This window comes from Pseudomonas sp. MS01C9 (assembly GCF_058202755.1).
The window spans coordinates 4430924-4457600 of the sequence record NZ_CM177073.1; the positions used below are offsets into that span (position 1 = coordinate 4430924).

Consider the following 26677-nt stretch of genomic DNA (forward strand, 5'->3'; position numbering starts at 1 on the left):
CGTCAACCTGTGTTGAGTTCTAACCAAAGCGTCACATGGATGGAATGATCGTTTTGTCATAAGCACGTAACAATAAAGATGTTAGGGAGATAAGTAACATGATGTTCGTTGACCGCTTTTGAGCAAGACCCCTGTATGATCGGCCCTGCGTGGAAGGGGCTATCCTGTTGCGAATGAGAATGTCCTCGTACGGCCGTCGGGTACTATTCGACGAAAGGGACGCGTTTTCCCCGATTTGTTCCACAGAATTTTTTATCTGCCCCCGCATCTAAGCTTTTTTAACTCGAGCGGCGAGGGCGGAACGGCACATTCTCGTGCCGCCGGGTGCTCTGGACCTGTACGAAAAGCCACTGTGCAGGCCCAGGTGAAAAGCACCTGATTGAACCCGACAGGCAATGCGTTGCCTGTCCACTTAGCCAAAGGCTCTGGAATTCCAATGTCCGATCGTTTCGAACTCTTCCTCACCTGCCCCAAGGGCCTAGAAGGCCTGCTGCTCGAGGAAGCCGTCGGGCTTGGCCTTGAAGAGGCGCGCGAGCACACCTCGGCCGTGCGCGGCATGGCCAACATGGAAACCGCCTATCGCCTGTGCCTGTGGTCGCGCCTGGCCAACCGCGTGTTGCTGGTGCTCAAGCGCTTTGCCATGAAGAGCGCCGACGACCTGTACCACGGCGTGCTGGATGTAGACTGGCAGGATCACATGCTGGCCGATGGCACCCTGGCGGTGGAGTTCAGCGGTCATGGTTCGGGCATCGATAACACCCACTTCGGCGCGCTGAAGGTCAAGGATGCCATCGTCGACAAGCTGCGCACGCCTGCGGGGGAGCGGCCATCCATCGACAAGCTCAATCCGGACCTGCGCATCCACCTGCGCCTGGATCGCGGTGAAGCGATCCTCTCCCTGGACCTGTCCGGCCACAGCCTGCACCAGCGCGGCTACCGCTTGCAGCAGGGCGCTGCGCCGCTCAAGGAAAACCTCGCGGCGGCCATTCTGATCCGGGCCGGGTGGCCGCGTATCGCCGCCGAAGGCGGGGCGCTGGCCGACCCCATGTGCGGCGTGGGCACGTTCCTGGTGGAAGCCGGGATGATCGCCACCGACATGGCGCCGAACCTGCGCCGTCAGCAGTGGGGCTTCACTGCGTGGCTGGGCCATGTGCCGGCGTTGTGGAAAAAACTCCATGAAGAAGCCACCGCCCGCGCCGCTGCCGGGCTGGCCAGGCCACCGTTGTGGATTCGCGGCTACGAAGCCGATCCACGACTGATCCAGCCGGGCCGCAACAACGTTGAGCGTGCCGGCCTGAGCGAGTGGATCAAGATCTACCAGGGCGAGGTCGCCACGTTCGAGCCGCGGCCGGACCAGAACCAGAAAGGCCTGGTGATCTGCAACCCGCCCTATGGCGAGCGCCTGGGCGACGAGGCCAGCTTGCTGTATCTCTACCAGAACCTTGGCGAGCGTCTGCGCCAGGCTTGCCTGAACTGGGAGGCGGCGGTGTTCACCGGTGCCCCGGACCTGGGCAAGCGCATGGGGATCCGCAGCCACAAGCAGTATTCCTTCTGGAACGGCGCCTTGCCGTGCAAATTGCTGCTGATCAAGGTGCTGCCCGACCAGTTCGTCACCGGCGAGCGCCGCACCCCGGAACAGCGCCAGGCGGAGCGCGAGCAAGCCCTTGCCGAGCAGGATCAGGCCCCGGCTACGCCGCAAGAGCGTCAGTACAACAAGAACGGCAACCCGATCAAACCGGCCCCGGCCCCGGTGGTCGAACTGGCCCGGTTGAGCGAAGGCGGGCAGATGTTCGCCAACCGCCTGCAAAAGAACCTCAAGCAGTTGGGCAAATGGGCCAAGCGCGAAGGCGTGGACTGCTACCGGGTCTACGATGCCGACATGCCGGAATATTCCATGGCCATCGATCTGTATCACGACTGGGTGCACGTCCAGGAATACGCCGCGCCCAAGTCCATCGACCCGGAAAAGGCTTCGGCCCGGCTGTTCGATGCCCTGGCGGCCATTCCCCAGGCGTTGAACATCGACAAGAGTCATGTAGTGATCAAGCGCCGCGAACGCCAGAGCGGCACCCGGCAGTACGAACGCCAGAGTACCCAGGGCAAGTTCACCGAGGTCAACGAGGGAGGCGTGAAGCTGTTGGTCAACCTCACCGACTACCTGGACACCGGCCTGTTCCTCGATCATCGTCCGATGCGCCTGCGGATCCAGAAGGAAGCCGCCGGCAAGCGCTTCCTCAACCTGTTCTGCTACACCGCCACCGCCAGCGTCCATGCCGCCAAGGGCGGTGCCCGGAGCACCACCAGCGTCGATCTGTCGAAAACCTACCTGGACTGGGCGCGGCGCAACCTGTCCCTCAACGGTTTCTCCGACAAGAACCGGCTGGAGCAGGGCGATGTCATGACCTGGCTGCAGGACTGCCGCGATGAATACGACCTGATCTTCATCGACCCTCCAACCTTCTCCAACTCCAAGCGCATGGAAGGCGTGTTCGACGTGCAGCGTGACCATGTCCAGTTGCTGGATCTGGCCATGGCCCGCCTGGCACCGGGCGGCGTGCTGTACTTCTCCAACAATTTCCGCAAGTTCCAACTCGAGGACAATCTTGGCGAGCGCTACGCGGTGGAGGAAATCACCGCCAGCACCATCGACCCGGATTTCGCCCGCAACGGAAAAATCCACCGCGCCTGGAAGATCATGGCACGTTGAAATTTCCGGATTGGATCCACGAAGCCTTGTAATTCAAGGCTTCCAGCCGTTTTTAGTGCTGGTCAAAGTGATGGCTAATAGCTATAACTAAGCCTGTGGCCAGGGCTGTAACGATGCCTGCCCCCTTTCTTCGAGTTGGCGTTATGGCATTGCATCCGGTACGTCCCAGGATCCTGGGCTTTATCAGCGAAGATGTCTCGGCCTGGCTGGTGGCTTCACTGGTCTTCGTGGCGGGCACTTGCATGACCGGTTTGCTGACCTGGGCGATGACCAATCTGTTCAACCAGCAACTGCGCCAACGCTTCGAGCTGCAGGCCGAGGAACGGTTCAGCCGCATCGAGGAACGCTTCCAGGACCAGGAGCAGCGTCTCGATAGCCTCAGACGCTTCTTTGCCAATTCATCGGGCGTCTCCAGCGACGAATTCCACGGCTACGCCGAGGCGCTGTTGCGCCGTACCCAGGCTTTCGGCTGGGCGCCTCGGGTGACCGGGGCCGAGCGGCAGGCGTTCGAGCTTCAGGCGCGGGAGGAGGGGCTGGATGCATTTTCCATTCGTGAGGCGGATGGTAGCGGCGGCTTGCGACCCGCTGCCGAACGGGGCGAGTACGTGCCTGTCCTGTACATCCAGAGCCAACCGTCCTTCGTCTCGCCATTGGGCCTGGATCTATTGTCTGACCCATCGCGTCGGGCGGTCCTTGAACAGGCGCGCCAGCGCGATGCCCTGGCGGTCTCGCAGCCCCTGGATCTGCTGGGAGGCGATCCGGCCTTCGCCCGTGGCGTCTTGCTGGTTGCCCCGGTGACCAGGGCAGCATCCAGGGAGCCGTTCGGTTACGTGGTGGCTGCCATCAGCATGCGCCGCCTGGTGGGTGACGGCTTGCCGGCGTCCAACCATGAAAACCTCTCCATGCGCGTCCTGGACCTGTCCGGCGATGTCCGGGAAGAAGTGCTGTTCGATTCCCCGGAGCCGCCCGGTGACAGCGATTTATCGGCGGTTCGCCTGTTGCGCCTTGGGGATCGAGACTATCGGGTAGAACTGCGGCCCAGCCGGATCTTCCTGTCGGCCAACCATTCCTCGGTATCGAGCCTGGTGGTGTTGGGCGGCCTGCTCAGTTTCCTGCTCAGCGCCCTGCTCTATGTATTGGTGAGCCAGCGGCAGCGGGCGCTGACGCTGGTGGAACAACGTACCCGGGAACTGCGTGCCCGAGAGCAGGAACTGCGCGGGACCCACAGCCAGCTGCGCGGTGTGCTGGATGCCGCGACCCAGGTGGCGATCATCGCCACGGACCTGCGAGGTGTCATCACCACGTTCAACGCCGGGGCCGAGCACATGCTGGGCTACCAGAGCAGCGAGGTCCTGCAGAGCATGACCCTCGAGAGCCTGCACGTTCCGCGTGAGCTCCAGGCACGGGCGGCCCAACTCGCCTCGCGCTATGGCAAGCCGATACCCACCTGCCATGCGATGCTGCTGGAGAGCGGCGAGCGTGGCGGACAGCAGGCCCGTGAGTGGACCCTGGTGCGCCGCGACGGCAGCCACCTGACAGTGAACATGCTGGCCACGCCGATGCTTGACGACCAGGGGCTGTGGGTCGGCCACCTGGCGATCTGTATCGATATCACCGAGCGCAAGCGTGTCCATGAGGCACTGGCGGCCAGGGATATGCTGCTCAAAAAGCTCAGCGCCCACGTCCCCGGCGGTATCTACCAGTTCAAGATGGACTTCAACGGCCGCTTCAGCGTGATTTATGCCAGCGACGGGATCCGCGACATCTATGAGCTGGCGCCCGATGTGCTGGTCCAGAACGCGGAGGCGGTATTTTCACGCATCCATCCGTTGGACAGTGCCCGGGTCCGGGCTTCGATCCGCACCTCGGCCGATACCCTGAGCCCCTGGCGCGAAGAGTATCGGGTGCAACTGCCGCAGCGGGGGCTGCGTTGGGTACGCGGCGAGGCGACGCCCGAACAGTTGCCGGGCGGTGGCGTGCTCTGGCATGGCTACATCTCGGATATTTCCGATCTCAAGCGCGTGGAGGAGGAACTGCGGGCCCTGTCAGTGACCGATGCCCTGACCGGTATCCGCAACCGGCGTTATTTCCAGGAGCGCCTGACTTCGGAAATGACGCGGGTCGAACGCGGCTCCGGCGACCTCTCGGTCATCATGCTGGACATCGACCACTTCAAACGCATCAACGACCAGCACGGCCATGCTGTAGGCGATCGGGTGTTGCAGGCGGTCTGCCTGCGCATTACCCAGCGCCTGCGGCGTACCGACGTCTTCTGTCGCCTGGGTGGGGAAGAGTTCGTGGTGCTGTGTCCGGATACCGACGGTGAAAGCGCCCATGCGCTGGCCATCGGGTTGTGGGAAGGGCTGCGAAATGCGCCCATCGAGGATGTCGGTGTGATTACCGCCAGCTTCGGCATTGCCAGTTGGCGTGCCGGAGAAGGGGCGGATGCGTTGCTGTTGCGGGCCGACTCAGGGGTCTATGCGGCCAAGCAGGCCGGGCGGGACCGGGTCGAGGCACAACTGGAGTAGCGACTGTCGGAAGCCGCCGATCCAGTGGGGGCGAGCTGGCTCGCTCCCACTGTGGGTCGATGGGTTACAGCACCGAAGCCGTCTGCGGCAGTTTCGGCTGGCGGTACAGGTCCAGCAGCACCTGGTCCAGCACCGAGGACGCACCCCACGGCTTCGGATCGTTGAGGATCGCTACTACCGCCCAGGTATTGCCGTTGACGTCCCGGCTGTAGCCGGCGATGGCTCGGACGGTGTTCAGGGTGCCTGTCTTGACATGGGCCTCACCGGCCATGGCGGTGGTCTTGAGGCGCTTGCGCATGGTCCCGTCGGTGCCGACGATGGGCATCGAGCTGATGAACTCCGCCGAATACGGGCTGCGCCACGCCGCTTGCAGCATCGCTGCCATTTCCCGGGCGCTCACCCGTTCGGCGCGAGACAGCCCGGAACCGTTTTCCATCACCAGGTGCGGCGCGGTGATGCCTTTCTTGGCCAGCCATTGGCGCACCACGCGTTGCGCGGCCTTGGCGTCGTCACCGTCGGCTTCGTTGCGAAACTGCGCGCCCAGGCTCAGGAACAGTTGCTGGGCCATGGTGTTGTTACTGTATTTGTTGATGTCGCGGATGATTTCCGCCAGGTCCGGCGAGAACGCCCGGGCCAGTACCTTGGCATTGTTTGGCGTCGAGGCCAGGCGATCCTGGCCTTGGATGCTGCCACCCAGTTCTTTCCAGATCGCCCGCACCGCGCCGGCGGTATAGGTGGCGTGATCCAGCAGCGACAGATAGGTCTGGGAGCTGCAACCGTCACCGAGTTGGCCGCTGACGGTCACGTTCACGCTGCCGTCCGCTTGCGGCACCGGGTTGTAGCGCACGTTGCCGGCGCACTGCTTGCCGTTGACGGCCTTGACCTGGTTATCGATACGGATGCTGGCGATGGGCGGTTCCACCGACACCAGCACCCGCCCGCCGTCATTGCGTGCCACGAAGCGCAGGGCCTTGAGGTTGACCAGCAAGGAGTCGGGCTTGACCAGGAAAGGCTTGTTCTCGTCGTTGCCGTCGTCGTTGAACTCGGGCAGTTGCGGCTGGATGAAGAAGCCGCGGTCCAGCACCAGGTCACCCGTGACCTGCTGCACACCGTTGGCCCGCAGGTCGCGCATCAGCAACCAGAGCTTTTCCATGTTCAGCTTGGGGTCACCGCCGCCCTTGAGGTACAGGTTGCCGTTGAGGATGCCGCCGTTGAGGGTGCCGTCGGTGTAGAACTCGGTTTTCCACTGGTGGTTGGGGCCGAGCATTTCCAGCGCCGCGTAGGTGGTCACCAGCTTCATGGTGGAGGCAGGATTGACCGAAACGTCGGCGTTATAAAGGGTCGGCGTGCCAGGGCCGTTGAGCGGCACCAGTACCAGGGACAGGGCGTTGTCCTGCAGCTTGCTGGCCTTGAGGGCCTTTTGCACGTTGGGCGACAGGGCGGTATTGATGGTGGCGGCGCTGGTGTAGGCAGGAAGGGCCAGGGGAAGAAGAAGGCTGGCCAGAAGCAGTGGACGCAAAGACTTGATCATTTGAAATAAAACCCTGCGGGCGAGGGGGAAAAAACGAGGACATGAAAATTGAACGTCCTCAACGGTAATGAATGTGTCGGCATTATGCCCCAAGGCGTAGCGGCTTTGCCGTGCCCGAGTCCTTCCAGGCGCTATTTTTTTACCGACGGTAGGCGGTTGCGCCGATCAGTCGGGCAAACGGTGCTCCAAACTGGTAAAGTGCCGGCCGTTATTACTTATGAGGATTGTTTCAATGGCGACTAACCGTTCCCGGCGTCTGCGCAAAAAGCTTTGCGTGGATGAATTTCAAGAGCTGGGTTTCGAATTGAACCTGGATTTCAAAGAAGATCTGGCCGATGAGGCTATTGACGCTTTCCTCGACGCGTTCCTGAAAGAAGCCATGGAAGCCAATGGCCTGGGTTATGTGGGCGGCGACGACTACGGTCTGGTCTGCCTGCAGAAGCGCGGTTCGGTCAGCGAAGAGCAGCGCGCGGCTGTAGAAGCCTGGCTCAAGGCCCGTCCTGAGCTGACCAGCGTTGAAGTCAGCCCGCTGATCGACGTGTGGTACCCGGAAAAGCAGATCAACCCGGTCGCTTGATGTTCCGAAACCGGCAACCCTCATGGGTGCCGGTTTTTTTGCGCCTGTCGGTTGGAGCGATCGTTCCCACGCTGAGCGTAGGGGCGATCAATCCTTGCTCCAGTTCAGGATGAGCAACGTCGACACCCCCGCCACGATCCCCCAGAATGCCGAACCAATGGAGAACAGCGTCAGCCCCGACGCCGTGACCATGAAGGTGATCAGCGCCGCTTCCCGTTCCCTGGCTTCGCTCATGGCGATGCTCAAGCCATTGATGATCGAGCCGAACAGCGCCAGCGCCGCGATGGACAGCACCAGTTCCTTGGGCAGTGCCGCGAACAACGCCGCTAGCGTTGCGCCGAACACGCCGGCGATTGCGTAGAAAACCCCGCACCAGACGGCCGCCGTGTAGCGTTTGTTGCGATCCTCATGGGCGTGGGGCCCGGTGCAGATGGCAGCGCTGATGGCCGCCAGGTTGATGCCATGGGAGCCGAAGGGCGCCAGCAGCAGGGAGGCGATGCCCGTGCTGGTGATCAGCGGCGAGGCCGGCACGTTGTAGCCGTCGGCTCGCAGCACGGCGATGCCCGGCATGTTCTGCGAAGTCATCGCCACCACGAACAGCGGAATGCCGATGCTGATGGTGGCTGCCAGGGAAAAGTGCGGCGTGGTCCAGACCGGAGTCGCGACTTCCAGGGCGAAACCGCTGAAGTCCAGCAGGTCCATCACGCTCGCCAGCGCGGTACCGATCAACAGCGCTGCCAGCACGGCGTAGCGAGGCGACACGCGCTTGACCACCAGGTAGGTGAAGAACATCCCCAGCACCAGGCCGGTGCGATGCTGGGCGGCGACGAAAATCTCGCTGCCGATCTTGAACAGGATGCCCGCCAGCAGCGCCGCCGCCAGCGAGGCCGGAATGCGCTTGACCAGGCGTTCGAAGCTGCCGGTCAGGCCGCAGATCGTCACCAGCACTGCACAGGTGATATAGGCGCCGATGGCCTCGCCGTAACTCACACCGCCCAGGCTGGTGATCAACAGCGCCGCGCCGGGTGTCGACCAGGCGATGGTGATCGGTGTGCGATAGCGCAACGACAGCCCGATGGAGCACACCGCCATGCCAATGGAAATCGCCCAGATCCACGAGGAAATCTGCCCGCTGGTCAGCCCGGCCGCCTGCCCGGCCTGGAACATCAGCACCAGGGAACTGGTGTAGCCGGTCATCATGGCAATGAACCCGGCGACGATGGCCGAGAGGGAGGTGTCGGCCAAGGGGCGAAGTGGCGTAGTCGTGACTTCGGTCATGGTGCGGGATGATCCTGATTGGTAGAACAGCTAGAGCCTGACTGTGTGGCGAGAGGATTGATCCTCGATGAACTGCATGGCGGTCCTGGAAAGTCTCGTTGCAACAGGGCTGGTATGGCTGAGACCGCCCGCTTTGCGACCCGGCGGGGATCAATCCCCTCGCCACAGATTTTGTGGTTTAAGCCTAAACTCAACGCAGTTGTCGATTGCAATACAGCCATGCCTGCAAACAGCCGTACAGTCGTGTTGCCATCAGAGGTTGTGTACAATCGAGCTGTTTTTTACACGATACTTGCCAGCGACCCGCTGTGCCGTATTACAGTCACGGTCAATTCGCCGCAGTTCTCCCGACCCGAGTGCCCATGAACGAACAGTTGCAACCCCTCAAGAAACAACCGCGAGCAGGTAAAGCCGGCCGCAGCGGAACCCAGGACGATATTGTCTATGCACATATCTTCGAGGCCATCCTCGAACAACGCCTGGCGCCCGGTACCAAGTTGAGCGAAGAGGCACTGGGGGAAATTTTCGGAGTCAGCCGCACGATCATCCGGCGCGCGCTGTCTCGCCTGGCCCATGAAGGGGTGGTGCTGCTGCGACCCAATCGGGGCGCCGTGGTGGCCAGCCCGAGTGTCGAGGAGGCTCGCCAGGTGTTCATGGCCCGGCGCCTCGTGGAACGGGCCATCACCGAGTTGGCGGTGCAGCACGCCACCGCCGAGCAACTGGCCGAACTGCGGCAGATGGTCAGCGACGAGCGCGACAGTTTTTCCCGTGGCGACCGTGGCGCCGGCATTCGCCTGTCGGGCGAGTTCCACCTCAAGCTGGCCGAAGCGGCGAAGAACGCGCCATTGATCAGCTTCCAGCGCAGCCTGGTGTCCCAGACGTCCCTGATCATCGCCCAATACGAAAGCGGCAACCGTTCCCACTGTTCCTATGACGAACACACCCAGCTGATCGACGCCATCGAGGCCCGGGACGCCACGCTGGCGGTTGACCTGATGATGCACCACATGGATCACATCGACAGCAAGCTCAACCTCGACGAAGAAAGCGCGTCGGATGATTTGCATGCGGTGTTCTCGCATCTGCTGCAGAGCAAGAAGCCTGGGCGGTCGACGGCCAAGCTCTGATGGGGTGAGCCAGTTATTCCCAGTCGCCTTCATCGCCAGCAGGCTCGCTTCCACAGTGGATTTGTGTTGTTCACATAATCCCTGCGGGAGCGAGCCTGCTCGCGATAGCGTTCCGACAGGCGCCGAGATTCTAGCGCTGATGCACCAATTTACCGGCCGCATAGGTCTGCGCCACCGTCCGGTCATCCCCCAGCGTCATCAATACGAACAACCGCTCGGCAATGTCCTTGGCCTGCTTGAGGCGATAGCTCAGCAGCGGCGTGGCGTTGTAGTCCAGCACCAGGAAGTCCGCATCCGTACCCGGTTGCAAGGTCCCGATCCGATCCTCCAGGCGCAAGGCCCGGGCGCCGCCCAGGGTGGCCAGGTAGAGTGACTTGAACGGGCTCAGCCTGGCGCCCTGCAACTGCATCACCTTGTAGGCTTCGTTCAGGGTCTGCAGCAGCGAAAAGCTGGTACCGCCACCGACGTCCGTGCCCAGCCCCACATTCACCTTATGCTTCTCGGCCATGGGCAGGTTGAACAGTCCGCTGCCGAGGAACAGGTTCGAAGTCGGGCAGAAGGCTATGGCCGAACCGGTCTCGGCCAGGCGCGCGCATTCGTCGTCGCACAGGTGCACGCCATGGGCCAGTACCGAGCGCTGGCCGAGCAACTGGTAGTGGTCGTAGACGTCCAGATAGCCCTTGCGCTCGGGAAACAGGGACTTGACCCACTGCACTTCCTGCAGGTTTTCACTGATGTGGGTCTGCATGTAGAGATCGGGATATTCCCTCAGCAATTGACCGGCCAGGGCCAGTTGTTCCGGTGTGCTGGTGGGGGCGAAGCGCGGTGTCACGGCGTAGTGCAGGCGACCCTTGCCATGCCAGCGCTCGATCAGCGCCTTGCTCTGGGTGTAGCTGGATTCGGCCGTATCGACCAGGTAGTCCGGGGCATTGCGGTCCATCATCACTTTGCCGGCGATCATCCGCAGGTCGAGTTTCTGGGCCACTTCGAAGAACGCGTTCACCGATTGCGGGTGCACGCTGCCGAACACCAGCGCCGTGGTGGTGCCGTTGCGCAGCAGTTCCTTGACGAAAATATCCGCCACCGCGTCGGCGTGGGCCTTGTCGGCGAACTGGCTCTCGCAGGGAAAGGTGTAGGTGTCCAGCCAGTCCAGCAACTGTTCGCCATAGGCGCCCACCATGCCGGTCTGGGGCAGATGGATATGGGTATCGATGAAGCCAGGAGTGATCAGCGCATCCTGGTGATGGACGATCTCGATGTCGGCGGCCAGTGTGGGCAGCAGGTCGCAGGCGGGGCCGATGGCGCTGATCTGGCCATTCTCCACCACCAGCAGGCCGTCTTCGAAGTATTCGTAGGACGCTTCGATCCCGGCTTCGGCAGGATCGGCGAGACTGTGGAGCAGGGCGGCACGGTAGGCTTTGCGAGTCAGGGGCATGGGAACTCTCGGAAATGGTCAGCTGCGACGCGAGGCCGGCAGCAGTTTGGCAATGGGCTCGGCGCGGCGGGTCTGCTGGCCGAAATTCGCGTTATAGGTGGCGATGATTTCGCCGGCGATGGAGATGGCGATTTCCACAGGCAGCTTGCCTTTGACTTCGCCAATGCCCATCGGGCAGCGCATGCGCTGCAAGGCGCCGCTGTCGAAGCCGCGGTCGCGCAGGCGGTGTTCGAACCTGACCCGTTTGGTCTTCGAACCGATCAGGCCGAAATAGGCGAAGTCATTGCGCTTGAGGATCGCGGCGCTCAGCTCCAGGTCCAGCTGATGGTTATGGGTCATGACGATGCAGTAGCTACCGGGCGGCAGTGCGTCGACTTCATCCAACGGATCTTCGCTGACGATCCTGCGCACGCCGTGGGGCAGTTGTTCAGGAAATTCCGTCTCCCGCGAGTCGATCCAGCGCACCTTGCAAGGCAGGCTCGCCAGCAGCGGCACCAGCGCGCGACCGACATGACCGGCGCCGAACACTGCGATCTGTGCCTGCACCTGGCCCATGGGTTCGAACAGCAGCACCGTGACGCCACCGCAGCACTGGCCCAGGCTGGCGCCGAGGCTGAAACGCTCCAGATGGGTGTCCTGCTGGCCGCTGGCGAGCATTTGCCGGGCGATCTCCATGGCCTTGTACTCCAGGTGCCCGCCACCGATGGTGTCGAAGGTCTGGCTGGCGCTGATGACCATCTTCGAGCCGGCGTTGCGCGGTGTGGAACCCAGTTCTTCGATGATCGTCACCAGCACGCAGGATTCACCGCGGGTCTGCAGGTCGGCGAGGGCGCTGATCCAGTTGTACATATTCACCTCGACGTCTCTTTTGTCTGTTCCGGCCTCATCGCGAGCAAGCTCGCTCCCACATTGGGACGGTGTCCGCAGTCCCTTGTGGGAGCGAGCTTGCTCGCGATAGCCGCGCCGCGGTCTAGAGCGAAGCCACTTCGACTTCAGCTTCCTCAGTCCTGACCGCTTTCAACCCTCGCATCTGCTCACACCCCCACAACACCCGCTCCGGCGTCGCCGGCGCATCGATTTTCGGTTGGTGCCTATAATCCCCCAGGCTCGCCACGGCGTCCTTGATGGCGCACCATGCGGCGATGCCGAGCATGAAGGGCGGCTCGCCAACGGCCTTGGAATGGAACACCGTGTCTTCCGGGTTCTTGCGGTTCTCCACCAGCCTGACCCGCAGGTCCAGGGGCATGTCGGCCACGGCCGGGATCTTGTAGCTGGCCGGGCCATTGGTCATCAGCTTGCCCTTGTCGTTCCACACCAGCTCTTCGATGGTCAGCCAGCCCATGCCCTGGATGAAGCCACCCTCGACCTGGCCGATATCGATCGCCGGGTTCAACGAGGCGCCGACGTCGTGGAGGATGTCGGTGCGCAGCATCTTGTATTCGCCAGTCAGGGTATCGACGATGACCTCGGCGCAGGCCGCGCCATAGGCGTAGTAGTAGAACGGCCGGCCACGGGCCTGGCTGCGGTCGTAGTAGATCTTCGGAGTCTTGTAGAAACCGGTGCTGGACAGCGAGACCTGGGCGAAATAGGCCTGTTGCACCAACGCCTCGAACGTCAGGATGTGATCGCGCACCCGAACATGGCCGTTTTTGAATTCCACGTCTTCTTCGCTGACCTTGTACTGCCGCGCAGCGAACTCCACCAGGCGCCGCTTGATGGTTTCGGCGGCGTTCTGCGCGGCCTTGCCGTTCAGGTCGGCGCCGCTGCTGGCGGCGGTGGGCGAGGTGTTGGGCACTTTGTCGGTATTGGTCGCGGTGATCTGCACCCGGTCCATTTCCACCTGGAACACTTCGGCCACCACCTGGGCGACCTTGGTGTTGAGGCCCTGGCCCATTTCGGTGCCACCATGATTAAGGTGGATGCTGCCATCGGTGTAGATGTGGATCAGCGCGCCGGCCTGGTTGAGGAAACTGGCGGTGAACGAAATGCCGAATTTCACCGGGGTCAGCGCCAGGCCTTTTTTCAGGATCGGGCTGTTGGCGTTGTAGCGGCGGATCGCCTCGCGGCGTTCGGCGTACTGGCTGCTTTGCTCAAGCTCGGCGGTCATTTCCTCGAGCATGTTGTGCTCGACGGTCTGGTAGTAGTGGGTGACGTTGCGCTCGGTCTTGCCGTAGTAGTTGGCCTTGCGCACGGCCAGCGGGTCCAGGCCCAGGTGTCGGGCGATGGCGTCCATGACTTCCTCGATGGCGACCATGCCCTGGGGGCCGCCGAAGCCGCGATAGGCGGTGTTCGAGGCGATATTGGTCTTGCAGCGATGGCCGTTGATGGTCGCATCGCCCAGGTAATAGGCGTTATCGGCGTGGAACATCGCACGGTCGACGATAGAGGCGGACAGGTCCGGCGAACAGCCGCAATTGCCGGCCAGTTCGAGGGCGATGCCGTGCAGGCGCCCGGTGCTGTCGAAGCCGACGTCGTATTCGATGTAGAAGGGGTGGCGCTTGCCGGTCATCAGCATGTCTTCGACCCGGGGCAGGCGCATCTTGGTCGGCTGGCCAGTGAGATGGGCGATGACCGCGCACAGGCAGGCCGGGCTGGCGGCCTGGGTTTCCTTGCCGCCGAACCCACCGCCCATGCGGCGCATGTCCACCACGACTTTGTTCATCGAAACCCCCAGCACTTCGGCCACCAGTTTCTGCACTTCGGTGGGGTTCTGGGTCGAGCAGTAGACGAGCATGCCGCCATCTTCGGTGGGCATCACCGAGGAAATCTGGGTTTCCAGGTAGAAATGTTCCTGGCCGCCGATGTGCAGCGTGCCCTGGATACGGTGTTCGGCACCGGCCAGGGCGGCGGCCGAATCACCGCGCCGATGGGTGTGGCTGTCGAGCACGAAGTGACGCTTGCGCAGGGCTTCGACCACGTCGAGCACCGGCTCCAGGTCTTCATATTCGACGATGGCCGCCATCGCCGCCTTGCGCGCGGTTTCCAGGTCCCGGGCGGCCACGGCCAGCACGGGCTGGCCGACGAACTGCACATCATCGATGGCCAGCAGTGGATCGCCGGGCAGCAACGGTCCGATGTCCTTCAGGCCCGGTATATCCGCATGGGTAATGGCGATGCGCACCCCGTCGAAGGCATAGCACGGCGTGGTGTCGATGCGCAGGATCCGGGCGTGGGCGCGGTCCGACAGCCGGGCATAGACGTGCAACTGGTTGGGAAACTCCAGGCGGTCATCGATGTACTGGGCTTCACCAGACACATGCTTGGCGGCGCTGTCGTGCTTGACGCTGCGGCCCACGCCAGTGGTGAGGTCGCGGGCGAACAGTTCGGCCAGTTCGGCTTGGGTCTTTTCTGCGGCGTGATGGTTAGACATAAGCGGTCACCCGAGTCTCGATGTGCGGCGTTTGCAGTTCGATGAAGTATTTGCGCAGCAGGTTGCGGGCGCCGAGCAAGCGGTACTCCTTGCTGGCGCGGAAGTCCGACAGCGGCGTGAAATCCTCGCCCAGGGCCGCGCAGGCACGCTCGACAGTGCTGTCGTTCCATGCAGAGCCGATCAGGGCCGCCTCACAATGCTTGGCGCGCTTGGGCGTCGCGGCCATGCCGCCGAACGCTACGCGGGCGTCGCGCACCACGCCGTTGTCGATCCGCAGGTTGAATGCCGCGCACACGGCGGAAATGTCATCGTCCAGGCGCTTGGAAACCTTGTAGGCGCGAAATGCCTGCTCGGCGCTGGCCCTCGGCACGATGATCTTCTCGATGAATTCGCTTTCCTGGCGAGCCGTGACCCGGTAATCGATGAAATAGTCCTCCAGGGCCAGTGTGCGGCGCACCTGCCCCTTGCACAGTACGATCTGCGCGCCGAGGGCGATCAGCAAGGGCGGGGAGTCGCCGATGGGCGAGGCGTTGCCGATGTTGCCGCCCAGGGTGCCCTGGTTGCGGATCTGCAGCGAGGCGAAGCGCTGCAGCAATTCACCGAAGTCGGGGTATTCGGCCTGCAAGGCCTCGTAGCAATCGGAGAGCGCGGTAGCGGCGCCGATCTCCAGGCGGTCGTCGAAGCGCTCGATGCGCTTGAGTTCGGCCACGTTTCCCACATAGATCATCACCGGCAGGGTACGGTGGAACTGGGTGACTTCCAGGGCCAGGTCCGTGCCGCCGGCCAGCAGGCGCGCCTGGGGATACGCGTCGTAGAGTTCGGCCAGGTCGGCGACCGTCAGCGGCACCAGGCAGCGCTTGTCGCCGCTGTTGAGTTCGCCGGTCTCCTTGGGCGCAATGGCCTTGAGACGAGCGATGGTCTGGGCTTCACGAGCGTCGAACTGGTCCGTTTGCTTGCCGCAGCAGGCCTGGTCGGCGGCAGCCAGGATCGGCCGGTAGCCGGTGCAGCGACACAGGTTGCCGGCCAGGGCCTCGTGGGCCTTGTGCGCGTCGGGCTGTTCGCTGTTTTTCTGCAGGGCAAACAGCGACATGACGAAGCCGGGGGTACAGAAGCCGCATTGCGAGCCGTGACAATCGACCATGGCCTGCTGGACGCTGTGCAACCGGCCCTGGTGCTTGAGGTCTTCGACGCTGATCAGTTGCTTGCCGTGCAGGGACGAGACGAAGGTCAGGCATGAGTTGAGGCTGCGATAGCGCAGGCGCTCATGACCGGATTCATCTACGTGCAGTTCGCCCACCACCACGGTGCACGCACCACAGTCGCCGCTGGCGCAGCCTTCTTTGGTGCCGGACCGGCCGACATGCTCGCGCAGGTAATTGAGCACGGTCAGGTTCGGGTCCAGGCTGTGCTCGCTACGGAGTTCCTGGTTGAGTAAAAACTGGATCACGGAAGGCCTCGCAGATTCATTATTGTTGTATCGACGTGGGCCGAATTTATCAGTTCTGACTTTTCGGTCAACGATTTTCTGACTTTAAGGTCAGGAAAATTCGCTTTGTCGATGAACAACAGGTTTCGGGGTCGAACTTCGAGCGATGTCCTCTCTCCATCAGTTAAGCGCAAATCCTTGTGGGACGGGCTTGCTTGCTCGGATGCCGGCCTGCGCAAGGATCTGCGGCGGTCGGTCCACGTTCGCGGGCGAGCCCTGCTTGCGCAAAGGCCGGGCCCTTGAAAATTTGCTTATATCGTGCCAAAAACCCGGTGCAGGCCCTGCGCCATGACGTATCGAGTGCGGTACACTGCGCCGCTTGTGCAAATCGAAGAGTTTGAAGGACAACCATGACGTTCAAGGCCCCGGACAGCCTCGCTGAGCAAATCGCCCATCATCTCGCCGAGCGCATCATTCGCGGCGAAATGAGGCCGGGGGAGCGCATCCAGGAGCAGAAGGTCACGCTGGCGCTCAATGTCAGCCGCGGCTCGGTCCGCGAGGCCTTGCTGATCCTGGAACGGCGCCATCTGGTCGCGATCCTGCCGCGCCGTGGCGCCCATGTCACCGAACTCACCGAGCACAAGGTACGCAGCCTCTGCGCGCTGATGAGCGAGCTGTACATCCTGCTGGGCAACGCCGTGGCCCAGGGCTGGAAGGATCAGGCCGACATGGCGCCCTTCCTGGTGATCCAGCAGCGCCTCAAGGAGGCCTTCGTCCGACAGGACATCCGTACCTTCGTCGATGAAAGCTTCAGTGTGATGCGTGCCGCCTATCCTTTCGCCAACAATCCGTACCTGCAGGAAACCGTCGAGAACCTGCAGCCGGCCATGAGCCGTGCCTACTTCCTGGCCCTGGAACAGCGCAAGGCGGAAATGAGCGAGTTCCTCGATCTGTTCCAGCGCCTGCTCGTGGCCGTGCTGGCCCGTGACCTGCCGCAGATTCGCATCGTGCTGACGGCCTATGCCCAGCGCAGTTGCGATCTGGTGGTTTCTGCCCTGACGGCGGCCTGACGTGCGACTCAAGTGCATCAAGCTGGCGGGGTTCAAGTCCTTCGTCGACCCGACCACGGTGAACTTCCCCAGCAACATGGCGGCGGTGGTGGGGCCCAACGGTTGCGGCAAGTCCAATATCATCGACGCCGTCCGCTGGGTGATGGGCGAGAGCTCGGCCAAGAACCTGCGCGGCGAGTCGATGACCGACGTCATCTTCAACGGCTCGACCAGTCGCAAGCCGGTGAGCCAGGCAAGCATCGAGCTGGTGTTCGACAACTCCGACAGCACCCTGGTGGGCGAATATGCCGCCTATGCCGAGATCTCCATTCGGCGCAAGGTGACCCGGGACAGCCAGAACAGTTATTTCCTCAATGGTGCCAAGTGCCGGCGGCGCGATATCACCGATATCTTCCTGGGCACCGGCCTGGGGCCGCGCAGCTATTCGATCATCGAGCAGGGCATGATCTCCAAGCTGATCGAGGCCAAGCCCGAAGACCTGCGCAACTTCATCGAGGAAGCCGCGGGTATTTCCAAATACAAGGAGCGGCGGCGCGAGACTGAAAACCGTATCCGCCGCACCCACGAAAACCTTGCCCGCCTGACCGACTTGCGCGAAGAGCTCGATCGCCAGCTCGAACGGTTGCACCGCCAATCCGAAGCCGCCCGCAAGTACCAGGAATACAAGGGCGAGGAGCGCCAGCTCAAGGCCCAGCTCTCGGCCCTGCGGTGGCAGGCCCTGAATGAGCAGGTCGGCCAGCGCGAGTCGATCATCGGCAACCAGGAGGTCAGCTTCGAAGCCCTGGTGGCCGAGCAGCGCAACGCCGACGCGGCCATCGAGCGCCTGCGCGACGGGCATCACGAACTGTCCGAGCGCTTCAATCTGGTGCAGGGGCGCTTCTATTCGGTGGGCGGCGACATCGCCAGGGTCGAGCAGAGTATCCAGCACGGCCAGCAACGGCTGCGTCAGTTGCAGGATGACTTGAAGGAAGCCGAGCGGGCGCGGCTGGAAACCGAGTCTCACCTGGGGCACGACCGTACGTTGCTGCTGACCCTCGGCGAAGAGCTGGACCGACTCACCCCGGAACAGGAAGTTACCAGCGCCGCGGCCGAAGAGGCTGCCGCTGCCCTGGAGGAAGCCGAGCTGACCATGCATGGCTGGCAGGAGCAGTGGGACCGTTTCAACCTGACTTCCGCCGAACCGCGGCGCCAGGCCGAGGTGCAGCAGTCGCGCATCCAGCAATTGGAAACCAGCATGGAGCGCCTGGCCGAGCGCCAGCGGCGCCTGGCCGAAGAGCGCGCCCTGCTGGCGGCCGACCCGGAAGACGCGGCGATCCTGGACCTGAGCGAGCAGCTGGCGGCCAGCGAAGCCACCCTCGAAGACTTACAGGCCAGTGAAGACGCCCAGGTCGAACGCCTTGAACAGTTGCGCCAGGCCTTGCAGCAGGCCTTGCACAACCAGCAACAGGCCCAGGGCGAGTTGCAGCGACTCAATGGGCGTCTGGCCTCCCTGGAAGCCTTGCAGCAAGCCGCGCTCGACCCAGGCACCGGCACCGCCGAATGGCTGCGCGACCAGCATCTGGCCGAGCGTCCACGCTTGGCCGAAGGCCTGAAGGTCGACGCCGGTTGGGAACTGGCGGTGGAGACGGTGCTGGGTGCCGACCTGCAGGCGGTACTGGTGGACGATTTCGCCGGTTTCGACCTGTCGGGCTTTACCCAGGGCGACCTGCGGCTGCTCAGTCCGGCCGGTGACGGTGTGCGGATGCCGGGCAGCCTGTTGGACAAGGTCGAGGCCCAGGTCGATCTGTCGCCCTGGCTGGGCCAGGTCAAGCCCGTGGATAGCCTCGAACAGGCCTTGGCTTTGCGCGGACAACTGGCGGCGGGTGAGAGCCTGATCAGCCGCGACGGCTATTGGGTTGGCCGACACTTCCTGCGGGTGCGCCGGGCCAGCGAAGCCGAGAGCGGCATGCTTGCCCGAGGCCAGGAGATCCAGCGCCTGGGGGCCGAACGCGAAGAGCGCGAAGCCAGCGTCGAGGCCTTGGAAAGCGAATTGCAGAACCTGCGGGCGCAGCAACGTCAGCAGGAAAATGGCCGTGAACACCTGCGTCGGCTGTTGCAGGACGAAGCGCGCCATCAGGGTGAGCTCAAGGCCGGGCTGTCGGCCGGCAAGGCCAAGGTCGAACAACTGGCCCTGCGTCGCACTCGTCTCGAAGAAGAGATCGCCGAGCTGGGCGAGCAACGGGCACTGGAACATGAACAGATCGGCGAGGCGCGCTTGCAACTGCAAGAGGCCCTCGATGCCATGGCTCTGGACACCGAGCAACGCGAACTGTTGCTGGCCCAGCGCGACAGCTTGCGCGAGCGCCTGGATCGGGTACGCCAGGAGGCTCGCCAGCACAAGGACCATGCCCATCAACTGGCGGTACGCCTGGGCTCGCTCCAGGCCCAGTACGATTCCACCCGTCAGGCTTTGGAGCGCCTGGAAATGCAATCCGAGCGCCTGACTGAAAAGCGCGAACAGCTGAGTCTCAACCTGGAGGAGGGGGAGGCACCGCTGGAGGAACTGCGGCTCAAGCTCGAAGAGCTGCTGGACAAGCGCATGAGCGTCGACGAAGAACTCAAGACTGCGCAGATCGCCCTGGAAGACGCCGACCGAGAGCTGCGTGACGCCGAGAAGCGGCGCAGCCAGGCCGAGCAGCAATCGCAACTGATCCGTGGCCAGATGGAGCAGCAACGCCTGGAGTGGCAGGCCCTGACAGTGCGCCGCAAGGCGTTGCAGGATCAGTTGCTCGAAGACGGTTACGACCTCAATGGTGTGCTCGCCACGCTGGTGCCCGGCGCCAACGAGAAAGACGCCGAGGAGGAGCTGGAGCGCATCGCCGCGCGCATCCAGCGCCTGGGCGCGATCAACCTGGCGGCGATCGACGAATACGAGCAGCAGTCCGAGCGCAAGCGTTACCTGGACGCCCAGGATGCCGACCTGGTGGAAGCGCTGGAGACCCTGGAAAACGTCATTCGCAAGATCGACAAGGAAACCCGAAATCGCTTCAAGGATACCTTTGATCAGATCAACAGCGGTTTGCAGGCACTTTTCCCGAAAGTTTTCGGTGGCGGCAGCGCGTATTTGGAACTGACGGGCGAAGATCTACTCGATACTGGGGTGACGATCATGGCGCGTCCACCCGGAAAGAAGAACAGCACCATCCATTTGCTCTCCGGCGGTGAAAAAGCGCTGACGGCCCTGGCCCTGGTATTTGCCATCTTCAAGTTGAATCCGGCGCCGTTCTGCATGCTCGACGAGGTCGATGCGCCGCTGGACGACGCGAACGTGGGTCGTTACGCGCGGCTGGTGAAGGAAATGTCCGAAACGGTGCAGTTCATCTACATCACCCACAACAAGATCGCCATGGAAATGGCCGACCAGTTGATGGGGGTGACGATGCATGAGCCCGGCTGTTCGCGTCTGGTGGCGGTGGATGTCGAGGAGGCCATGGCAATGGTGGATGCCTGAAGTGGCAAGCCGGACATCTTCCTGGAGGGCCGCGGGGCTTTTAACCGTTGAACGGTGCCGTGCAAATCACAGATTGGCACAAGCCTATGCGACAGACGGTGTAAAGTTATCTTTGGTCGTGCTAGTTTAATGTCAATTTTTCCTATGCGTGGGCAAAACGCCATTCAGAACATAGAGTTGGCGCCACGTTTTAAAGCGGTTTGCAAATAGCTAAGCCCCTTATTTTTCAGCATTTTTATAGAGGCACGGGATTACATGGAAATCGGTCTGCGCGAGTGGCTGATCGTCATCGGCATCATTGTCATTGCCGGTATTCTTTTCGACGGCTGGCGCCGGATGCGCGGCGGCAAGGGGAAGCTCAAGTTCCGCCTTGATCGCAGCCTGTCGAACCTGCCGGATGACGATGACAACACCGAGCTGCTGGGGCCGCCCCGGGTGCTGGACACCCACAAGGAGCCGCAGCTGGACGAGCATGACCTGCCTTCGGTCAGCGCACCCGCACGCGAACCACGGGAGTCGGGCTCCAAGCGCGGCAAGCGTAACAGTGAGCCGTCCCAGGGCGACCTGAACCTCAACCTCGACCTGGACGGTGGTCCGAGCTTCAGCAGCCGCGACGATTTCCCGGACGAAAGCAAGACTTCCGGCAGCGACAAGGACCAGGCCCAGGCAGAAGAAGTGCTGGTGATCAGCGTCATCTGCCGCGATCCGGGCGGCTTCAAGGGCCCGGCGCTGTTGCAGAACATCCTGGAAAGCGGCCTGCGCTTCGGCGAGATGGACATCTTCCACCGCCACGAAAGCATGGCTGGTAACGGCGAGGTCCTGTTTTCCATGGCCAACGCCGTCAAGCCAGGCGTGTTCGACCTGGACGACATCGATCACTTCAGCACCCCGGCGGTGAGTTTCTTCCTTGGCCTGCCAGGACCGCGTCACCCCAAACAGGCATTCGACGTGATGGTCGCGGCGGCCCGCAAGCTGTCCCAGGAACTCAACGGCGAATTGAAGGATGACCAACGCAGCGTGCTGACGGCCCAGACCATCGAACATTACCGTCAGCGCATCGTCGAATTCGAGCGCCGGGCATTGACCCAGAAGCGCTGAGGCTGCCAACTGGCGAGGCGCTTTTGTGGCGAGGGGATTTGGCGAAACGTCGCGCCGCCCCGCTGGGCTGCGAAGCAGCTCCCAAAATATTAAGTTGCCGCAGGTTTTCCGCCGAGCGTTGCATGACTGATTGAAATGAGCAGCCTCGGCTGCTCTTTTGCTTTATGAGAGAACACCATGAATGCCGTCGAAACCCGCATCCTAGAGCTGCGTACCGAGCTGGATCAGCACAACTACCGTTACCATGTCCTCGATGAACCAACCATCCCGGACGCCGAGTACGATCGTCTGTTCCATGAACTCAAGGCCCTGGAAGAGCAGCATCCGGAACTGGTGACCAGCGACTCCCCGACCCAGCGTGTCGGCAGCGTCGCCCTGTCTGCGTTCAGCCAGGTCCGCCACGAGATTCCGATGCTCAGCCTGGGCAACGCCTTCGATGAAACCACCATGCGCGAGTTCGATCGCCGGGTGACCGAGGGGCTCGACCTGCCCATGGGCGATCTGCTGGGCGGCGGCGCGGCGGTGCAATACAGCTGCGAGCCGAAGCTCGATGGCCTGGCGGTCAGCCTGTTGTACCAGGACGGCATGCTGGTACGCGGTGCCACCCGCGGTGACGGCACTACCGGCGAAGACATCAGTGTCAACGTGCGCACAGTGCGCAACATCCCCCTCAGGCTGCAGGGCAGCGGCTGGCCACCCGTGCTGGAAGTACGGGGCGAGGTGTACATGTCCAAGGCCGGCTTCGAACGGCTCAACGCCACGCAGCTGGAGGCGGGCGGCAAGACCTTCGCCAACCCGCGCAACGCGGCGGCCGGCAGCCTGCGGCAACTGGATTCCCGGATCACCGCCAACCGACCCCTGGAGTTCTGCTGCTACGGCATCGGCCAGGTGACAGCGGACATCGCCGATACCCACATCGGCAACCTCAAGCAGCTCAAGGCCTGGGGCCTGCCCATCAGTCGCGAGCTGAAGCTTGCCCATGGCATCGATGAATGCCTGGACTACTACCGCGACATCGGTGAGCGGCGCAACGCACTGCCTTATGAAATCGACGGGGTGGTGTTCAAGGTCAACAGCATCGCTTCCCAGCGCGAGCTTGGCTTCCGCGCCCGTGAGCCACGCTGGGCCATTGCCCATAAATTCCCGGCCAGCGAAGAGCTCACCGAGCTGCTGGATGTCGAGTTCCAGGTGGGCCGCACCGGAGCGGTGACGCCCGTGGCACGGCTCAAGCCGGTCAAGGTGGCCGGCGTGACGGTGGCCAATGCCACGCTGCACAACATGGACGAAGTGGCGCGCCTGGGCCTGATGATCGGCGACACCGTGATCATCCGCCGTGCCGGGGATGTGATTCCACAAGTGGTGCAAGTGGTCACCGAACGTCGTCCGGATGACGCACGTCCCGTGGCGATCCCCCAGCAATGCCCGGTGTGCGGTTCCCACGTGGAGCGCACGCAATTGATCAGGCGCAGCAAGGGACGCGAGACCGTCAGCGAAGGCGCGGTGTATCGCTGCGTCGGGCGCCTGGCCTGTGGTGCGCAGCTCAAGCAGGCGATCATTCATTTCGTGTCGCGCCGGGCCATGGACATCGAAGGGCTGGGGGAGAAGAGTGTCGAGCAATTGGTGGACGAGGGCCTGGTGGGCTCGCCCGCCGATCTGTACGCCCTGACCTTCGAGCAAGTGGTGGACCTGGAAGGCTTCGCCGAGCTGTCCAGCAGGAACCTGCTGGCGGCCATCGCCGACAGCAAGAAGCCGAGCCTGGCGCGCTTCATCTATGCCCTGGGCATTCCGGATGTCGGCGAGGAAACCGCCAAGGTCCTGGCCCGCTCCCTGGGGTCGCTGGAGCGCGTTCAGGCAGCGTTGCCCCAGGTACTCACTTACCTGCCGGATGTAGGGCTGGAAGTCGCCCACGAGATCCACAGCTTCTTCGAAGACCCGCATAACCGCCAGGTGATCAAGGAACTGCTGCGCCACGGTCTGGATATCCAGGACCAGGGCGAACTGGGGGCGGAATTCTCGGCCAGCACCACCCTGGGTGGTTTCCTGGACAAGCTGGACATCCCTTCGGTCGGGCCCGGTGGGGCGCAGAAACTGGCGGACAGGTTCGGATCCCTCGAAGCGGTGATGGAGGCGGACTGGCTGGACATGCGCCAGACCCTGCCGGAGAAACAGGCCAATGCCGTTCGGGAATTCTTCGCCATCGCCGAAAATCGCCGGCAGGCCGAGGCCGCCGAAAAACAGCTGCGGGACTTCGGCATGCACTGGCAGAGCGAGAAGAAAGTCGTCGAAGGCTTGCCCGAAGCGGGGCATACCTGGGTGCTGACCGGCTCGTTGGAACTGATGAGTCGCGACGTCGCCAAGGACAAGCTCGAGAGCCTGGGTGCCAAGGTGGCCGGTTCCGTGTCAGCGAAAACCCATTGCGTGGTGGCTGGGCCGGGGGCAGGTTCGAAACTGGCCAAGGCGAACGAGTTGGGCATCGAGGTGCTGGACGAAGAGGCGTTCGTGGCTTTCCTGGGCAAGCATGGCATCGCCGTCCAGTCCTGAGCAGGCCTGTGGTGTGGAGCGGGGCTCCATGACGCGAGCCGCTCCTTGCCGCGTTTGAAGCGATGCGCGCAGGAACGATCCTGCGCGCGGGGTGATCTAGTGGTCTGTACGGTCAACTTGACGTCGAGGGCACGAATTAGCCACACAGGCCACTAATCTTCAGGCTCCCGGGAGAAAGATCGCCATGTACCGCTTCTTCGAACAGCTGAGTTCACGCATCGCCGCGCCTTTCATGGCCGATCGTTCGCGTAACAGCAAGATCTGGCCGTGTCGCTGCGGCCAGTCCCTGTTCTTTCGCAACAGCCAATGCCTGGCCTGCCTGGCGGCGCTGGGGTATCAGCCCGAACAGAGCCGTCTGTCTTCCCTGCAACCCGGCGAGCAACCGGGCACCTGGACGCTGGATGCCGATCCGCAGGCGGGATTGTTCCGTCGCTGTGCCAACCTGGATACCCCGGCGGCCTGCAACTGGTTGCTGCCGGCCAATGACCAGGACACGCTGTGCATTGCTTGCAGCCTGAACCGCACCATTCCGGATCTGTCGCTCCCGGAAAACCCGGAGCGCTGGCGCAAGGTCGAGACCGCCAAGCGCCGCCTGGTGGCGCAACTGATCACCCTGGGTTTACCGGTGGTCCCGAAAAGTGTCGATGAAGACATTGGCCTGGCCTTCGATTTCATCGGCGTCGACCCTGACGGCACCCCGCCGACCACCGGTCACGCCAGCGGATTGATCACCCTGGACATCAAGGAAGCCGACGATGCCCATCGCGAATACGTGCGCCAGCAGATGCGCGAGCCGTATCGCACCCTGCTCGGGCATTTTCGTCACGAAGTGGGCCATTACTACTGGGACCGGCTGGTCGCCAACAGCCACTGGCTCGAGCCGTTTCGTGGATTGTTCGGCGACGAGCGCGCCAGTTATTCCGAAGCCCTGGAGCGTCACTACCAGCAAGGCGCGCCCCAGGATTGGCAAAGCCGTTACGTCAGCGCCTACGCCACCATGCATCCCTGGGAAGACTGGGCCGAGACCTGGGCTCACTACCTGCACATGATGGACGCGGTGGACACCGCGCTGGGTTTTGGCATGAGCGCCCAGGACATGGATTTCGACTACCAGCCGTTCCCGCCCGACACCCTGTTCGACCCGGGGCATTCCGGTGGCTCGGCCTTCCTGTCCTTCGTCAACGCCTGGATCGAACTGGCCGGCATGCTCAACGAGCTGTCCCGCAGCATGGGCCAGCCGGATTTCTACCCTTTCGTCCTGCCGGCCGCGGTGATTACCAAGCTGCATTTCATCCACATGGTGATCCAGGAGGAGGGCGGTCGGGCCGATGAAGTGCTGCTATAGCCACGCGGGCCTTGCCTGCGCGGCAAGTGCTTGAACATCTTCGGTTTTTAATCCGGCGCGGACGGTTGTAAGTTCTTGCCAGATAGGTACAATGGCGCGGCTCGCCGTCAGGCGGGCGTCGTTATGGTGACCCCATCGGTCCCCCCGCAACGATTACCCGTGAACCTGGTCAGATCCGGAAGGAAGCAGCCACAGCGGGAACATTGTGTGCCGGGGTGTGGCTGGTGGGGTTGCCTCCATAACGCCCGAACCTTCCTTCGCAAGGTTCTTCTCACTTCATCCTTCCTTGTCTTCCTGTTCTGCTCTTCGAATGCTTTCGCAGCCTTGTGCCGCCTGCAGCATGACCACTGGTCGGAACTGTCAGCAATGACAGTGGAATCCTTACGGGTGCTTTTCTAGGGTCTCGTTCAACAGGCAGCCTGTCGTTGAACATCCCTTTCAGGGACTTCGCAGTCGCAGCTGCCACGTGGCCGGAGGGCAACGTGATGAGCGACGACATGGTGTTAACGCAAGGCAAGGGCAATGTGGCCGTGAAGCTGGCCGCTGGGCTGGCCTGGTTTGCCTTGGTGCTCCAGCTTTACTTGATCCTGACTTCGCGCTGGCAGGCCGGCAAGAGCCTGGCGGGTGGGCTGGATATCTTCTTCAGTTACTTCACGGTGCTGACCAATATCCTGGTGGCGGTGGTGTTGACTTATGCCGCGACGACAGGGAGCTCGGCGCTGCGCAGCTTCTTTCTCCGACCGTCGACACAAGGCGGCGTGGCAGCCGCCATCGTGCTGGTGGGTCTGGCCTACAATTTCTTGCTGCGTAACGTGTGGGATCCCCAGGGCTGGCAATGGGTGGCCGACGAGTTGCTCCACGACGTGATGCCAGTGGTGTTCGTGATCTATTGGTGGTTCTGCGTTCCCAAGGGGCTGCATTGGCGCAACGCCTGGCCGTGGCTGATCTATCCGTTGGCCTATTTCATCTACGCCCTGGTGCGCGGCCATCTGCTGGACACCTATCCCTATCCGTTCATCGAAGTGAATCGGCTGGGTTATATGCAGGCGCTTGGCAATGCGGCCATGGTGCTGGTGGGGTTCGTGGTGATATCGCTGGTCGTGATTGCCGTGGATCGGGCGAAGGGGGAGCGTTGACTGGCCGATGACCTGCTC

At 62.7% G+C, this 26677-nt stretch carries 16 protein-coding genes and 1 other RNA gene; 11 read left to right on the forward strand and 6 right to left on the reverse strand.

What is annotated here, in order from left to right; translation table 11 throughout:
* Positions 1-436 precede the first annotated feature (436 nt).
* Positions 437-2707 carry a bifunctional 23S rRNA (guanine(2069)-N(7))-methyltransferase RlmK/23S rRNA (guanine(2445)-N(2))-methyltransferase RlmL gene (rlmKL, locus tag AC1M7R_RS20175; protein ID WP_072389097.1) on the forward strand — a complete coding sequence of 757 codons (2271 nt, stop codon included), beginning with the start codon at positions 437-439 and terminating at the stop codon, positions 2705-2707.
* A 143-nt stretch (positions 2708-2850) separates the two neighbouring features.
* The gene (locus AC1M7R_RS20180) at positions 2851-5235 is read left to right on the forward strand and encodes a sensor domain-containing diguanylate cyclase (protein WP_092179552.1); all 2385 of its coding nucleotides are present in this window, start codon (positions 2851-2853) and stop codon (positions 5233-5235) included.
* Positions 5236-5299: 64 nt separating this feature from the next.
* Here AC1M7R_RS20180 and dacB read toward each other — a convergent pair whose 3' ends face one another.
* Positions 5300-6766 (reverse strand): D-alanyl-D-alanine carboxypeptidase/D-alanyl-D-alanine endopeptidase, encoded by a 1467-nt coding sequence (gene dacB / locus AC1M7R_RS20185; RefSeq protein WP_072389093.1) that lies wholly within the window; start codon positions 6764-6766, stop codon positions 5300-5302.
* Positions 6767-6998: 232 nt separating this feature from the next.
* Between dacB and AC1M7R_RS20190 the strand changes: the two genes are divergently transcribed.
* Positions 6999-7343: a YggL family protein gene (locus AC1M7R_RS20190; RefSeq protein WP_072389090.1), complete on the forward strand. Its 345-nt coding sequence runs from the start codon at positions 6999-7001 to the stop codon at positions 7341-7343.
* Positions 7344-7430: 87 nt separating this feature from the next.
* Here the strand turns inward: AC1M7R_RS20190 and AC1M7R_RS20195 are convergent, their stop codons facing one another.
* On the reverse strand, positions 7431-8621 hold the full coding sequence (locus AC1M7R_RS20195) for a benzoate/H(+) symporter BenE family transporter (RefSeq protein WP_072389088.1): 1191 nt from the start codon (positions 8619-8621) through the stop codon (positions 7431-7433).
* A gap of 362 nt (positions 8622-8983) precedes the next feature.
* Here AC1M7R_RS20195 and AC1M7R_RS20200 point away from each other — a divergent pair, with 362 nt between their 5' ends.
* Positions 8984-9748: a GntR family transcriptional regulator gene (locus AC1M7R_RS20200; protein WP_003183531.1), complete on the forward strand. Its 765-nt coding sequence runs from the start codon at positions 8984-8986 to the stop codon at positions 9746-9748.
* A gap of 130 nt (positions 9749-9878) precedes the next feature.
* On the opposite strand, the gene guaD is transcribed toward AC1M7R_RS20200, so the two are convergent.
* The 4 genes from guaD to xdhA all read right to left on the reverse strand — a co-directional run bounded on the left by guaD (position 9879) and on the right by xdhA (position 16000).
* Positions 9879-11183, reverse strand: coding sequence for a guanine deaminase (guaD, locus tag AC1M7R_RS20205; RefSeq protein WP_072389086.1), 1305 nt, complete (start codon positions 11181-11183; stop codon positions 9879-9881).
* A gap of 18 nt (positions 11184-11201) precedes the next feature.
* Positions 11202-12032 (reverse strand): xanthine dehydrogenase accessory protein XdhC, encoded by an 831-nt coding sequence (xdhC, locus tag AC1M7R_RS20210; protein WP_271901891.1) that lies wholly within the window; start codon positions 12030-12032, stop codon positions 11202-11204.
* A gap of 121 nt (positions 12033-12153) precedes the next feature.
* A complete protein-coding gene (xdhB, locus tag AC1M7R_RS20215; protein ID WP_490609858.1) occupies positions 12154-14553 on the reverse strand; it encodes a xanthine dehydrogenase molybdopterin binding subunit in 2400 nt (799 codons plus the stop codon).
* Positions 14546-16000 (reverse strand): xanthine dehydrogenase small subunit, encoded by a 1455-nt coding sequence (gene xdhA / locus AC1M7R_RS20220; protein ID WP_072389080.1) that lies wholly within the window; start codon positions 15998-16000, stop codon positions 14546-14548. The genes xdhB and xdhA overlap by 8 nt, the downstream gene beginning before the upstream one ends.
* A gap of 389 nt (positions 16001-16389) precedes the next feature.
* Here xdhA and AC1M7R_RS20225 point away from each other — a divergent pair, with 389 nt between their 5' ends.
* From AC1M7R_RS20225 to AC1M7R_RS20255, 7 genes are all read left to right on the forward strand, one after another.
* Positions 16390-17049 carry a GntR family transcriptional regulator gene (locus tag AC1M7R_RS20225; protein WP_072389078.1) on the forward strand — a complete coding sequence of 220 codons (660 nt, stop codon included), beginning with the start codon at positions 16390-16392 and terminating at the stop codon, positions 17047-17049.
* A 1-nt stretch (position 17050) separates the two neighbouring features.
* Positions 17051-20539, forward strand: a complete 3489-nt coding sequence (gene smc, locus AC1M7R_RS20230; RefSeq protein WP_072430339.1) for a chromosome segregation protein SMC — start codon at positions 17051-17053, stop codon at positions 20537-20539.
* 255 nt (positions 20540-20794) lie between these two features.
* Complete coding sequence (zipA, locus tag AC1M7R_RS20235; protein WP_072389076.1) at positions 20795-21637, forward strand: cell division protein ZipA; 843 nt, start codon at positions 20795-20797, stop codon at positions 21635-21637.
* A 177-nt stretch (positions 21638-21814) separates the two neighbouring features.
* The gene (gene ligA / locus AC1M7R_RS20240) at positions 21815-24178 is read left to right on the forward strand and encodes an NAD-dependent DNA ligase LigA (protein WP_072430340.1); all 2364 of its coding nucleotides are present in this window, start codon (positions 21815-21817) and stop codon (positions 24176-24178) included.
* A gap of 184 nt (positions 24179-24362) precedes the next feature.
* Complete coding sequence (locus tag AC1M7R_RS20245; RefSeq protein WP_072430341.1) at positions 24363-25523, forward strand: zinc-binding metallopeptidase family protein; 1161 nt, start codon at positions 24363-24365, stop codon at positions 25521-25523.
* A gap of 133 nt (positions 25524-25656) precedes the next feature.
* Positions 25657-25753: signal recognition particle sRNA small type (gene ffs / locus AC1M7R_RS20250), an RNA gene on the forward strand.
* Between the two features lie 255 nt (positions 25754-26008).
* Positions 26009-26659 carry a Pr6Pr family membrane protein gene (locus AC1M7R_RS20255; protein WP_072389073.1) on the forward strand — a complete coding sequence of 217 codons (651 nt, stop codon included), beginning with the start codon at positions 26009-26011 and terminating at the stop codon, positions 26657-26659.
* Positions 26660-26677: the final 18 nt, after the last annotated feature.

Bases quoted from the DNA above. Each gene is read 5' to 3' on its own strand.
- rlmKL (WP_072389097.1), top strand. From the start codon at position 437: ATGTCCGATCGTTTCGAACTCTTCCTCACCTGCCCCAAGGGCCTAGAA.
- AC1M7R_RS20180 (WP_092179552.1), top strand. From the start codon at position 2,851: ATGGCATTGCATCCGGTACGTCCCAGGATCCTGGGCTTTATCAGCGAA.
- dacB (WP_072389093.1), bottom strand. From the start codon at position 6,766: ATGATCAAGTCTTTGCGTCCACTGCTTCTGGCCAGCCTTCTTCTTCCC.
- AC1M7R_RS20190 (WP_072389090.1), top strand. From the start codon at position 6,999: ATGGCGACTAACCGTTCCCGGCGTCTGCGCAAAAAGCTTTGCGTGGAT.
- AC1M7R_RS20195 (WP_072389088.1), bottom strand. From the start codon at position 8,621: ATGACCGAAGTCACGACTACGCCACTTCGCCCCTTGGCCGACACCTCC.
- AC1M7R_RS20200 (WP_003183531.1), top strand. From the start codon at position 8,984: ATGAACGAACAGTTGCAACCCCTCAAGAAACAACCGCGAGCAGGTAAA.
- guaD (WP_072389086.1), bottom strand. From the start codon at position 11,183: ATGCCCCTGACTCGCAAAGCCTACCGTGCCGCCCTGCTCCACAGTCTC.
- xdhC (WP_271901891.1), bottom strand. From the start codon at position 12,032: ATGTACAACTGGATCAGCGCCCTCGCCGACCTGCAGACCCGCGGTGAA.
- xdhB (WP_490609858.1), bottom strand. From the start codon at position 14,553: ATGTCTAACCATCACGCCGCAGAAAAGACCCAAGCCGAACTGGCCGAA.
- AC1M7R_RS20225 (WP_072389078.1), top strand. From the start codon at position 16,390: ATGACGTTCAAGGCCCCGGACAGCCTCGCTGAGCAAATCGCCCATCAT.
- zipA (WP_072389076.1), top strand. From the start codon at position 20,795: ATGGAAATCGGTCTGCGCGAGTGGCTGATCGTCATCGGCATCATTGTC.
- ligA (WP_072430340.1), top strand. From the start codon at position 21,815: ATGAATGCCGTCGAAACCCGCATCCTAGAGCTGCGTACCGAGCTGGAT.
- AC1M7R_RS20245 (WP_072430341.1), top strand. From the start codon at position 24,363: ATGTACCGCTTCTTCGAACAGCTGAGTTCACGCATCGCCGCGCCTTTC.
- AC1M7R_RS20255 (WP_072389073.1), top strand. From the start codon at position 26,009: ATGAGCGACGACATGGTGTTAACGCAAGGCAAGGGCAATGTGGCCGTG.